We start from the raw sequence: 12,582 nt of genomic DNA on the forward strand, positions 1-12,582 counted from the left end.
GCCCTATCTCAGCTATATAGCTGCTTGCCAGATCACCGCATGGCCGCACTCGGTACGTACTCGCGGTTCAGTTCAAACTCTCGATGTGATCCATCGAGAGCGCACGCTCGAGGGCGGTCCGCACCCTGGCAGGGTCCACCAGCCGCGCCGAGAACACCGCCGTGACTTGAAGCCGGCCGCGCAAAGAGACGAGACACAACGAGACACGTTCTGGGCTAGTGAACGGCAACATGACCGCCATCTCGGCCGTGTCCGGATCAGACCAGCGGATTCGCGTGTCCATTGGCAACTTCGTCACGTCGGAAAAGCTCAGCATGACGCGTTGCCCTGGGATCGGTTCAGCCTCTGCGGGTTTTCCTCGTCCTCGCCGTCGGAACCGGCCAAGGGCTCCGACGCCGAGTGCGCCAATTGCCTTCGCCAACGGAGTCGTCGAGTCGACCTCGGCGGCCAGGGCTATTCCGACGTCGTGAGGCGATGCACCCTTCGGGCATGGCACCGCGACGACGGACACAAAGTTGGCGAGCGTGGCTTGGCCGGAAGGTAGGTATTTTCGTAAATCTGCGACTACTTCGACGTCATCGCCGATGTCGACTCCCTGAGCGCGCATGGCCTCGGAAATCGACGCGATCAGAATGGCCGCAAGCGAAACTTTGGTGGCAGCACGCCGTCGGTAGTCCTTGAGTTGCGCGACGAAATCGTCATCGCTTTTAACGAAGACATGGCTGGCGCCATCGGCCCGGGCGGAGGGGTGGTGGCCCAGCCCCGGCGGAGCCTGTGCAGGTGCGCGGTCGGGCTTTGCCGCATGACCGACCACGGCGCGCCGGAACCCACGGTACAGCGCCGAAGGCTTTTTGAGCGCGTTGGCAATGGCGGGATAGAACGGGTGGTTGGTGGTGACCACTGGGCGCGGTTCGACGAAACCTGTCCGCCGGCTGGCCTGCGACAACGCCGCTAAAATCTCCACTATGACCGCAGCATCACCGATTCCGTGGTCGATGCGCACAAGGTAGTGGCCGCTCGACAACACGCGGACACCGATGTGAACAGCATCGCTGCCGCAGCGCAGCGATGCGACCATCTCCTCGACTGAGCCGCGCTCGTCCAGCGTTGTGGTGTGCAAGCCGTGATCGGCCAATTCGTCGGTGACTCTCCAACACAGCGACGATGGCCTCGGTCGCAATCCGACCCGGAACATGGGGCCGCAAGCGGCCATTGCGGCCAACGTGGCGGAGATGTCTTCGGTTGAAGCAGGAACGAGCGGCCCGAGGAGAATCCAAACGGGGAATCCCGCTGCGTGCGCGTCGAGTCGCCCGACGCGACACGTGCCTGCTCCCACAGACTTGATGATATTGCGCCCGGGCACATTCCTACCGCCTGTCTTGCCATTGAAATCTGCTGAAGCTGCGGGTCCAGTAATCCTCTGTGCTTCCGATGACCCGTGCAGGATTGCCGGCGACGACCGTGTCGGGTGGCACATCCTTGGTGACTACCGATCCGGCTCCCACGATTGCCCCTCTGCCTACCGACACACCCGGCATCAGGATGGCTCCCAAGCCAAGAAACGCCAGAGCGCCGATCGAAACCGCCCCACGATAGGTCAGTTCACGGTTGGAAACCCCGAGCCTGGCCTCTGCCACGCGGTCTAAGCTGAAGTCGTGAGTCAATAGAACGACTTGCCTGCTGATCACGCAGCGATCCCCGACGGTGATGGCCCCTGGCCAGTCGCAATCCCAGAACACGTCCGGCGCAATCCACAGCGGTCGGCCTTCAACGATCACACCACCGCGCACCAGAATCCGACTCACCACAGACATATATTTGTCCTGGTCAAAGCGGTCAATGAGTTGGGCGAACCTCATCGGTACTGAGATGCGCATGGCCATGGCGACCCCTTTCAATCCTCAGTTCCGCACCGAGCACAGACCGTCGCAACTGACCGTCGACGAACGAGTGACCGAGCACGACTCCGCCGCTGGCAAAGTCCTCCCCCGTTGCGGATCCAACCGGTCAACGGCAACTGTTGCATACGACGGCAAGAAAAGCGCGGCCCGTTACCCATACGATCATCGCCATGAGTGTCCGAAGCCGTCCAGACGCCGACCTCTTGGCCTTGCGAGCTCGCAAATTGCTTTGGCTTGCCCGCCGACGAACTCGATGGCCTTTGCTGCGCAAGCGCGTCGCACCGTCGATAGAACATTCGGATCTGTTTGCCGGACGACGGTTCACGACCGTCATCGACATCGGAGCGAATCTTGGACAGTTCGCAGTTTGGGCCTCCGGCAGTCTGGGTGCCGAGCAAGTGGTCTGCGTAGAACCATTGCCAGATTCCGGGGAACGACTTGCCGGCCTCGCCCCCCTTTTGGCGCCGTGCAGACTCGACATCCTGAACGTCGCGCTTGGATCCGCGCCGGGCAGCATGGCGTTGCACGTGACCGCCGCTTCTGACAGTTCGTCACTGCTCCCCCCGGCGACGGCAGCGGCCGTCGGACCTCTCAAAGAGATCGCCACCCACACGGTGAGCGTCTGCGTCGGCGACGAAGTGCTGACCGGCCCGTTCGCGGGACCGGTGCTCGTGAAGATCGACGTCCAGGGCTTCGAACTGGACGTCCTGGCAGGTATACCGCAACTTCTCGCAGAGACCGACGCGGTCCTGGTGGAAGTCTCGTTCGCCCACCTCTACGACGGGCAGGCTGACCCTTCGGCAGTGGTGGCACATTTGCTCGCGGCCGGATTTGAGCTCACAGGCGTGGCACGGGTTCCCGGCGCCAGCCGAGCATGGGGGCTGCAGCAGGCGGATCTGCTGTTCGAGAGGCGGTAGCGCAACGTGAAGGTAATGGTGGTCGGTCCGAAGCCGCCACCCGTCGACGGACGCGCCCAGGCTACTTCTTGGCTCATCGATGCACTGCGCAATGACAACCATGCGCTCATCGTATTCAACACTCACACAGGCGCTTTCATTAAAGGAGTACGATGCCTGTGTGCCGCCGCAGCAATCCTGTTGTGCGCGCGGGTAGATCGTGTCGTTGTCGTCGCCTCCGGCGGCTCCGGCCTGTTACTCGAATGCCCTCCGCTCCTGGCGGCACGTATACGGCGGCTGCCGACGACGATGACTCACCATTCGGCCCGCTACATCCGGGAACGGTCCCGGCTGTTCAGGTGGACGCTCGCCGCGGCGGGAACGGGGCTGCGTCACGCGGTACTCGATGACACCATGGGACGCGAATTATCCGCGATGTGGCGCATCGATCCTCGGCGTGTCTTTGTTGTGGACAATGCAGGTCTTATGCCCCGCGTTCCACCTTCCGCGAGGCAGCAAGACCGCGCCGGCGTCGTCCATCTTTCCAACTTGTCGGCTGCTAAAGGACTGAATGCGGTACTGGAAGTCGCCGAGAAGACGGCTATTCCTATCCGTTTGATCGGCACGGTGTCCGCTGAAGCTGAGGAGACGCTGGCCAGGGCACGAGAGCTCGATATCCCTTTCGACGCAGTCGGACCCCGTTACGGCGATGAGAAAATGCAGGAATTGATGCGGGCGCGCTGTTTTCTGTTCTTGTCCTCCTACCAGCATGAGGCACAGCCGCTGGTCCTTTACGAGGCCATGAGCGTCGGCTGTGTGCCTCTGGCTTGGAACGCCGGCTGGGTGGGCGAACAGATGGTTCGAATCGGCCTGAAAGACAACGTTTTTACGGTGGGCGACATCGACGGGGTCGCCGCCGCTGTGGCGGCCATCGTCTCACTGGATGAAACGACTTTTGCCGCTTTGTCCGATCGCGTGCGTGTGGCATTCGAGGAGCATCAGGCGCAGACGGCACGACAATACAACGGTGTCATCGCCTGAGTCTTGAGCTGAATCAGAATCGCAATGTCGTGTCGACCTGCACGCCGTAAAGTCGATTCGACGTCTTACATATGCCCAGAAGGCGGCTCAAAATCGAGCAAGAACCCACGCTGGGCAGAGACGCCGCAGTGATTTTGCTTGTTGTGACAGAGACGCCGTTGAGGCGGATGTTAACCTCGATTTTGCATCGAGTTGATGACGGGTCCGCTCGGTCACTGAATTGTGTTGCTGGGTGGTCGTTGTCGGGTGGCGGGCGTGGTGGGGTGTCCCGTGTCGCCGGGTGGGGCGGGCTTTCCCAGGGCCTGGTCTTTCGTGGTCGGTGGGTCGAGTGATTTGCTGGTTATCCGAAAGCGGTGCGTAGGTGTTGCCAGGCGGTCGCGATCGCTGATGCCCATCGCCAGGTGGCGTCGATACGGAGGCGAACCTGGCGGGCGCTGCGAGTGATACGGGCAGCGACGTGCAGGATCCGGTAGCGGAAGGTGGCGATCTCGGCGCGGGCCAGTGCGGGGTGGTCACCGAAGCCGATCAGCCGGGCCCAGGTGACCAGATCGGCGGCGGCCAGCACGATTTCCAGCCAGGCGGCGTTGGCCCAAAACGACTGGCAGGGCAGGTTGCGTAGCCCGGTGGCTTTCAGTTCGCGGATGCGGTCTTCGACGCGGGCGTGCTGGCGGTGCCGCAGCTCCAATCCGGCGACCTGACCGGCAATGACGCCGGGTTCGGTGTCGGTGATGAATGCGGTGACCCGCATCCCGTCGGCATCGGTGAACCGCAGCTGCGCACCCGGGTGGGGCCTCTCTTTGCGCAGGATCAGCCGGGTGCCAGCGGGCCAGTTGCTCAGGTTGACCAGGCCGGTGGCTTCGGCGACCCAGGCGCCGTCACGGATGCCGCCGTCGGTGTCGATCGCCGGATACCAGGCTTGGCCGAGGTTGAGGGTGTCGACCGCGTCCTGGACCCGCGCATCGACGGGGTATCCGAAGGAAAATCCCACCCCGGCGGTGCGGCAGGCGTCGGCGAACTTGTGGGTGGCTCCAGCGGTATCGCAGCGCACCAGCACCCGGCAGGCATCCGAATCTGGTGGACTACCTGGGCGGGGCCGCCATCGCGGCGGCAGCGAGGCCAGCGCGTGGTGCAAGACGATGATGTGGTCGCTGGCGGTGTTGGAGCCGGCGTTACCGGTGCGCAGCAGCCCGGCCAGCGCTTCCCCACCGGCGATCTCGGGACGATCCAGAAACGCCAGCAACGGATGGTGACCATAGGTTTTCTTCCAGGTCGGGGTGGCGCCGGTCTTGTTGTCGGAGTGATCGATGACCAGGGTGGCATCGAGGTCGATGTGCAGCCAGCCCTCACCAGTGGGGGCGGCTCCAGCCGCCCATGCTGCGGCCCGTGCGCCGGCTCGTGCAGCCCGCACCCCGGGCAGGTGGGCGGCGTCGATGCGCTCATCGATCAACCGCCACATCGTGGTTGTCGAGGCCTTCGCGCCGAACACATGTTCACGGTCCCCACACAACTGGCCGACCGCATCGATGCAATCGGCCCCGTCGGCGACCGCTGCGGCCAGATCGGCGAACACCTCACCGGGTGCGTACACCCACGGGCCCCGGTAGGTGTCAGCCAGCACGGCGGTGACCTGCGACGATAACCCCGTCAGATCGGCAAGCTCACGAAGCAAGCCCATCCCGGCATGCGACACCACGCCCTGCCCATCGGCGGACACTTTCACCCGCGCTGCGGCCACGATATTCTTCACCTGCGAGGTGCCTTCCCGTAGGAACGATTGAACCGTAGAGAAGTCCAATTATTCCTTGCAGGACAGGCACTTTCGCGTATCTACACCCCGAAAATCACAACACTTCACGAAAAATCCGGGCTAATGAGCGTGTAACCGGATTTCATGTTCGTCAGGATCACCGGCAGGTCGGTACGTCCCTGCACGGTGATGTTCGAATAGACGACGCTGCTGATCCCGCCACCACCGTTGTTCAGATGAAGGATGTGGCTGCGCGCCTGCTGCGGGGTGTCAATGATGGTGAGGTTTGTCACTCGTACACCGCGCACAGTGGTGAGGGGGTTGTCGTTGTAGACCGTCACCGCGCCCGTCGCGTAGCCCATGGAGTAGTTCCCGTTGGTAATCGTGCCGCCGTCGACGACAATGTTGCTCACCGCTGCCGTCGGCAGTGTCCCCTTCTGCGATCCGACGAAAACACCGGACAAGGCGGTGTTTTTGACGGTGATATCGGAGAACGTGATATTCGAACCGCCCGACACCACCAGACCGCGCGTGTTCCAAGCACCGTCCACGTAGGGCGAGATGATCCTGATGTTCGTACAGATGGGATCGCCCAGATAGGACACCACGGCGATTCCGTCGTCACCGGTCCGCAGCACTCTGGCGTCTTTCACAACGCCGTTGTTCGCACCCGCGTACATCTGGATGCCATCGGACGCGGTGTCCTGCACCGTAACTTTGTCCAGAAGGAAGTAACTGGCGCCGATGACGAAGATACCCACGGTCGACCCGCCGGTGACTGAAACATTGCGGATCGTCACGCCCCGGTTGCCGACGACAAGCCCCGCCCGATACGGATTGTCATTACGAGCTTGACCGGTGGCTTGCCGGATGTCGAAGTTGGTGAAGGTGACGTTGTCTGCAATGACAACGACCGCGGAGGTGGCGGGATTAGTTGCCTCGAGCACCGACCCGGCGCCGTCGATAGTTACGCCTGGCACCCGCACGTAGAGATTTCCGCTGTGTTGGTAGACGCTTGGCGGAAGTGTCAGCGTCTGGCCCGGGGCCAGAGAGTCGAACAAGTTCTGTAGGTAAGCCGTAGCGTCACCGACCGGCGCTGCTGTCAAAGCCGAAGCGCTCGGTGTCGATGTACTGACGATGCTGTGACCAACCGGTTTCACGGCGGCGGGATCTGGCACACCAAATTGCCGCCGAACCCACGCCAGAATCGCTAGTAGCAGCGGCGATTCGGCAGGGGTCTTCGGCGCAGGGCCCGACGGGGTCGACTTCGCGAGAGTGTCGTCCGGCACGCTCACCGGTATCGCGACTGTCTCCGTAGAAGCGGGCCCGACCTCGATCTCAGTCTCGGCCTGGGTCTCGATCTCGGTCTCGATCTCGGTCTCAGTCTCGGCCTGGGTCTCGATCTCGATCTCGGTCTCGGCCTCGATCTCGGCCTCGGTCTCGGTCTCGGCCTCGATCTCGGCCTCGGTCTCGGTCTCGGTCTCGGCCTCGGTCTCGGTCTCGATCTCGGCCTCGGTCTCGGTCTCGGTCGCGATCTCGCGGGAGTCTTCGCTCCCGGTATTCACGTGACCGGCGCGGAATGCGATGTCATTCTGATCCCCGACCAGATCGGAAGAACCGGGAGTACCGGGGGTATTCGACTGCACGAGAGCGGAATCAGACTCGTCGTGCAACACGTCGGGACTCGCGTCATCGGGTTTGCCCGCAGCGTCGTTGTCGTTTGCGTCTCGGGTGGTGACCTTGCTGGAACGATCCCACCGACTCTTGCGGGTCTCGGAGCTTACGCTTTTGTTCTCGTTCGACGGCCCGGTAAGGGTGCCCCTATCCACCCGTTTGCCGACTAGGCTCGTTCGCGCCGGCCCTGTGGACGTTTCGCCGGATTCGCTAGCCGACGCGGTGTCATCCGGCGCAGCGGAAGCAATCGGCGCGTGGACGACTGCGGCGAGCACACCCATGGTGACCGCGAGGGCGGCAACCGTCGTGGCGCGCTGCGGCGCAAGGGCGACAGACAATTCGTGCACGCCGCTGCGGCAATTGATGGGCACCAGCGCCCGGGTGTCCGACTTCTGCAAACTCATGGCCAATCACCTCGTCGTCAGCAGGTGCCGCAAGATCAGATGGGTTCTACCGCAAATTCATACACCGTCGTCAGCACATACACACAGTGAAATGACGAGCCACTTTTCAGCAGCTAGGACCATGTTGTTTCGTAAGCAAACATGCGTCAAGCGAACTTTTACCAATTCAGCGGCAAATGGCAAATCTACTGCGGGGCGGCACCAGAAGACCTCTGCTGCACTTAGGACACCGCACCGCTAATACAGCTAACTTCCGCGGCGCGGGGACGCGCGTGCGCACCGGGCGTGAAGCAATGTGCGGCTTCGCCCTACGGATTGACAACCTTCTCAGCGCGCTGTAGCCGGCGATCCGGCATGTCGGGCTGAGTGTGCTGGCGAGTCCGGATACTCGGTACGGATACTCGGTCAGCGCGTTACCGCGCGACCAGTGACTGGCACCATTCGTCGTAGTGGTCGACAGCTTTGGCTGCACTCAGGGTGCTCAGCGCATAAGTCCGTCCGTTGGCCGCCAGCCGGGCAGCAGCCTCGCTGTCACTACCGACGGTGATCACTGCCGACAGTAGTGCTGCGGGATCACCGGCGGCCACGAGGTGCCCTGCACCCGAGGCGTTGATCTCATGTGCCGCTCCGCTCGAAGGATCGGTTGCCGCAACCACTGGTCTACCGCTGACGAAATACGACGTGAGTTTGGAAGGCACTGCCATCTCTCCCACGCCCGGCTTCTCATTGACCAGAAGCACATCGGCTGCGCTCAGGACGCGTCGGAATTCGCTCTCTGGAAGCGGGTCGACGAATTCCACTTGTGCCACGTTGCGGGCCCGCTCTTGAAGTCGCGCCCGTTGATTTCCGTCGCCGACGAGGACGAACCGGACGCGGGGCCCGCCTGCGGCGCTAGCAAGCTTGGCCGCCTCGATGACGTTGTCCAGACCCTGCTTCACGCCCATGTTGCCGGTGTGAACAGCGACGATCTCGTTGGGTTGCCACCCGAGAGAGGCGCGGATGTCAGCTGCGGGCGCCACCTCGACCTCAGGTGCGATATGAGTCCAGTTGCGGATGACCTCGACTTTGGATCGGTCCACTCCGAGAGCGACCACGTTGTCGACGAATCGCTCGTGGATCACCGCCACGCCGTTCGCGCCATTGAGTGCCGTTCCCTCGAAGCGTGCCGCCGCCTTGGCGAGTGGCCCGCTCATCGCGCCGGTTTCCACGACTCCCTTACCGTAGAGGTCCTGGACGACAACGCCGCACGGCACACCTGTCAACCGCGCCCTGGCAATGACGGCCGCAGCGGAGAGCAAGGTGGGGCTGACCGTGACCACGAGGTCCGGCCGCCGCCACCGGGCTCTGACCACCCCCTGGGCAAAACCGGCTTCCAGCATCAACCTACCGCGCGCTCCGGGCCTTACTGGAGCCCCTAGCCGGACACGGCGAACGAGTGCTCCGTTGATCTCCTCCGCTTGCCGCACGTGCTCATACCCGGGCGAGATCCGCCATTCCGGGTAATGGGGAGGCGCGGTGAGAACAAAAACATCGTGTCCTGCGCGGACCATTCCTTCGACGAAGCCGGTCGTGTAGGGAGCGATTCCGGTGACTTCGGGGGCATAGTTGATACCCACGACAGTGATTCTCATCCAGCGTCCTCAGAGCAGTTGGTGGGAGCCGGCGTGCCGGCGAATCGATCGTTGATCCAGTCACGCACGGTGTCATCCACTTTCAGGTCGGAATGCCCTGCCTCGGCGATCTCTCGATGCTGAATCCTTTCGCCGAGATCGCAACTGCGTGCCACAGCGTCGGCGACCCATTGAGGGAATACCAGTCGGTCCTGCATTCCGTTCATCACTAGCAGCGGCACCTGTGTCGGCCGTTGCGGGAGCGCGATTCTGCGCAGAGCGTCAGTGAGGACCTGCATCTGCACTGCAGTAGTCGGGCCGACGTCCTGGGGTGAGATGGTGGCCGCACGCGCGACCGCGTCAACTGTGGAGCAGCCAGTCAGGGAACCTAAATCGTCGAGCGAATCTCCCCTCAGAAATTGCGGCAAGTCGACCGTCGAGTCGTACCGAGCCAAACCCGCGATGACCATGGGCGCGATCATCAGTTGGTCGCGTGTGAGTTCATGCCGGAAGGACAATTCGGAAAATCCTACGATATTTGCGGCGGGTGCCAGCGCCACGGCGCCTTTGAGAGTGAGACCTGTGCCGTACCAGCCGGCGAATTCAGCTGCCGCCCAAGCTGCCTGGCCGCCTTGCGAAACGCCATAGGCGAGCCATCGATCAGAAGTTGCCGGGTCGAGCGCGCGTAGCGCGCGTACTGAGTCGATCAGATTGAACGCAGCGGTCCGCGGCTCGAGATAGGGATGCTGACCACTACTACCCAGCCCCTCGTAGTCGGTAACCGTCACTGCGTAACCAGCCTGTAAGAACCCTGCCGCCACATTGGCGTCGCCGCGCAGATCGGCTTCTGTCGAGGGGCCGCAGTTATTGGTCGCCCCTGTAGTGCCGTGGGCCAACGCAATTACTGGCCACCCGGCTTCCGGCGGATCGCCGACGGGTATGAAGAACGCACCCATGACTTCGGTCTGCTGTCCCGTTGTCGCATTAACTGACTTATAGGTGGCCCGCCATGCGCGACCCTGGGATCCAGCCAAAATAGGTTTGAGGTCACTCAAAGACGTTTCGCTTACGATGTGGCCTCGCTGCTGCCAAGTCTGCTCCGCCATAGGCGCGGGCGGCACGACGATAGGCGGGTAGTCCGTTGTGGCCAGCTCGCTTTCGCTCGCATCACTACACGAGACGACACACAGCGCAGAGATCGCGCATACGACGACCTGCCACAGACGTGTTGATTGCGTGGCGTGCATCAACGGAATCTAGCAACGAAGCATGGATCGGTGCGATCGGAACCATCGCACCGTATCGGTGATGCCGTCCGCCAGCTGTATCGACGGCTTCCAACCCGTGCTCTGGAGCAGCGACACATCGAGCAACTTGCGTGGCGTCCCGTCCGGCTTGGCGGGATCCCAAAACGTTTCGCCGGCGAATCCGGTCGCGTCCGAAACCATGTCTGCAATCTCGCGAATGGTGTGGTCTTCCCCGGTGCCCGCGTTAACTTGTTGCGGGCCATCGTAGTTCTCGAGCAGATGCAGACATGCTGACGCCATGTCGTCCACGTGAAGGAACTCACGCCTCGGGCTCCCCGTACCCCAGTTGGTCACAGACGAACTACCGGCGACCACAGCTTCGTCGTATCGCCTGATCAACGCCGGTAAAACATGCGATGTGGTGGTCGAGAAGTTGTCTTCCGGTCCGTACAGATTCGTTGGCATGACGGAGATCCAGGGCAGCCGATACTGCCGCCGCACCGCCTGGACCTGAAGGATGCCGGCGATCTTGGCGATTGCATAGGCATCATTGGTGGGTTCCAGCGTTCCTGTGAGCAGTGACGTCTCGGGAATGGGCTGGGGGGCGAATTTCGGGTAGATGCACGACGATCCGAGGAACAGTAGCCGCGGAACTCCCACCTCCAGCGCAGCGTCGAGAGTGTTGACTTGAATCTGCAGATTTTCAGACAGAAACTGCACAGGCGACGTGTTGTTCGCCACGATCCCGCCGACTTTGGCGGCAGCCAACACCACGAGTCGAGGTCGCGTACGCCGGAAGAAATCGAACGTGGCGGCTCGATCGGTCAGATCGAGTTCGTCGCGCGAACGAAGCAAGAGGTTGGAGAATCCTTCAGCCTCGAGTTTCCGGCGGATCGCCGATCCGACCATGCCCCTATGACCGGCGACAAAGGTCGGAGTCGAGCGATCCAATCGCCCCGGACTAAAGTCGATGGACGTCACGTGGCCGTAGCTCCTACGCGCTCAACGCCGGCTGGTCGATCCACGTCGTTCCCTCGCACTCCAGCTGAGCGATGTCGGCGTCAACCATGATTCGCGCGAGCTCGGGTGTGCGAACAGCAGGCTTCCAGCCCAGGATGCGCTCGGCCTTCGACGCGTCGCCCACCAGCGCGTGAACCTCGGTGGGTCGCAGATACCGCTCGTCGAAGCGGACATGCCTGCGCCAGTCCATACCAGCGTGTGCGAATGCGGCCTGCAGGAAATCTCGCACCGTGTAACGGTCACCGGTTGCCAACACGTAGTCGGTCGGCTCGTCGGCCTGCAACATCTGCCACATACCCTCCACGTAATCCGGGGCATATCCCCAGTCGCGAACTGCGTCCAGATTGCCCAAATACAGGTGCTGGTCGATGCCGGCCTTGATCCGGGCCACCGCACGGGTGATCTTGCGAGTCACGAAAGTCTCGCCGCGCCGCGGGGATTCGTGGTTGAACAAGATTCCGTTCACGGCATACATGTCATAGGCCTCACGGTAGTTGCGCGTCATCCAATAGGAGTACACCTTGGCCGCACCGTACGGCGATCGCGGATAAAACGGCGTCTCCTCGTTCTGGGGAGGCGGCGTCGCGCCGAACATTTCGGAGCTGGAGGCTTGATAGAACCGGCAGTCAACGCGTCCGATGCGTACCGCCTCAAGGAGTCGGGTGCTGCCCATACCGGTGGCGTCGCCGGTGTGTTCTGGCTCATCGAAGCTCACGCGGACGTGTGACTGTGCGGCGAGGTTGTAAACCTCGTCAGGTTCGATGCTCTGTAAAAGCGTCACCAGGCGCGTGCCGTCGGTCAGATCACCGTAATGGAGGAACAGTCGAGCATCCGGCTCGTGCGGATCGACGTACAGGTGATCGATGCGTGAGGTATTGATGCTTGACGATCGACGGATCAAACCGTGTACCTCGTACCCCTTGTTCAGCAGCAATTCAGCGAGATATGAACCGTCTTGACCGGTGATGCCGGTGATTAGTGCTTTCTTCACTTTTCCCTCCTGAGGACAACAACATTGGGGGAGCAACTCGGCATCATTAAC

General features: G+C 62.2%; 10 protein-coding genes. 2 read left to right on the forward strand and 8 right to left on the reverse strand.

Translation table 11 applies throughout. From position 1 onward, the window contains the following. Positions 1–67 precede the first annotated feature (67 nt). Together BN976_RS07320 and BN976_RS34575 are read right to left on the reverse strand one after the other, a co-directional pair. The gene (locus tag BN976_RS07320; protein WP_036369566.1) at positions 68–1,135 is read right to left on the reverse strand and encodes a hypothetical protein; all 1,068 of its coding nucleotides are present in this window, start codon (positions 1,133–1,135) and stop codon (positions 68–70) included. Between the two features lie 232 nt (positions 1,136–1,367). Beyond that, on the reverse strand, positions 1,368–1,883 hold the full coding sequence (locus tag BN976_RS34575; RefSeq protein WP_199558911.1) for an acyltransferase: 516 nt from the start codon (positions 1,881–1,883) through the stop codon (positions 1,368–1,370). A gap of 188 nt (positions 1,884–2,071) precedes the next feature. Here BN976_RS34575 and BN976_RS32470 point away from each other — a divergent pair, with 188 nt between their 5' ends. Together BN976_RS32470 and BN976_RS07335 are read left to right on the forward strand one after the other, a co-directional pair. After that, positions 2,072–2,818 (forward strand): FkbM family methyltransferase, encoded by a 747-nt coding sequence (locus BN976_RS32470; protein WP_084182238.1) that lies wholly within the window; start codon positions 2,072–2,074, stop codon positions 2,816–2,818. Positions 2,819–2,833: 15 nt separating this feature from the next. Then, positions 2,834–3,838 (forward strand): glycosyltransferase, encoded by a 1,005-nt coding sequence (locus BN976_RS07335; RefSeq protein WP_084182239.1) that lies wholly within the window; start codon positions 2,834–2,836, stop codon positions 3,836–3,838. Between the two features lie 340 nt (positions 3,839–4,178). Here the strand turns inward: BN976_RS07335 and BN976_RS07340 are convergent, their stop codons facing one another. The 6 genes from BN976_RS07340 to gmd all read right to left on the reverse strand — a co-directional run bounded on the left by BN976_RS07340 (position 4,179) and on the right by gmd (position 12,531). After that, positions 4,179–5,585 carry an IS1380 family transposase gene (locus tag BN976_RS07340; protein ID WP_036367445.1) on the reverse strand — a complete coding sequence of 469 codons (1,407 nt, stop codon included), beginning with the start codon at positions 5,583–5,585 and terminating at the stop codon, positions 4,179–4,181. A gap of 104 nt (positions 5,586–5,689) precedes the next feature. Beyond that, the gene (locus tag BN976_RS07345) at positions 5,690–7,663 is read right to left on the reverse strand and encodes a right-handed parallel beta-helix repeat-containing protein (RefSeq protein ID WP_036369574.1); all 1,974 of its coding nucleotides are present in this window, start codon (positions 7,661–7,663) and stop codon (positions 5,690–5,692) included. Between the two features lie 413 nt (positions 7,664–8,076). After that, positions 8,077–9,294, reverse strand: coding sequence for a glycosyltransferase family 4 protein (locus BN976_RS07350; RefSeq protein WP_036369576.1), 1,218 nt, complete (start codon positions 9,292–9,294; stop codon positions 8,077–8,079). Then, positions 9,291–10,520: a lipase family protein gene (locus BN976_RS32475; RefSeq protein WP_109489570.1), complete on the reverse strand. Its 1,230-nt coding sequence runs from the start codon at positions 10,518–10,520 to the stop codon at positions 9,291–9,293. The genes BN976_RS07350 and BN976_RS32475 overlap by 4 nt, the downstream gene beginning before the upstream one ends. 9 nt (positions 10,521–10,529) lie before the next feature. Continuing rightward, positions 10,530–11,501 carry a GDP-L-fucose synthase family protein gene (locus BN976_RS07360; protein WP_051558354.1) on the reverse strand — a complete coding sequence of 324 codons (972 nt, stop codon included), beginning with the start codon at positions 11,499–11,501 and terminating at the stop codon, positions 10,530–10,532. 13 nt (positions 11,502–11,514) lie between these two features. Further along, positions 11,515–12,531 carry a GDP-mannose 4,6-dehydratase gene (gene gmd / locus BN976_RS07365; protein WP_036369578.1) on the reverse strand — a complete coding sequence of 339 codons (1,017 nt, stop codon included), beginning with the start codon at positions 12,529–12,531 and terminating at the stop codon, positions 11,515–11,517. Positions 12,532–12,582 lie beyond the last annotated feature (51 nt).

It is taken from the genome of Mycolicibacterium austroafricanum, assembly GCF_000612725.1.
In the GTDB taxonomy this organism is placed as follows: Bacteria; Actinomycetota; Actinomycetes; order Mycobacteriales; family Mycobacteriaceae; genus Mycobacterium; species Mycobacterium austroafricanum.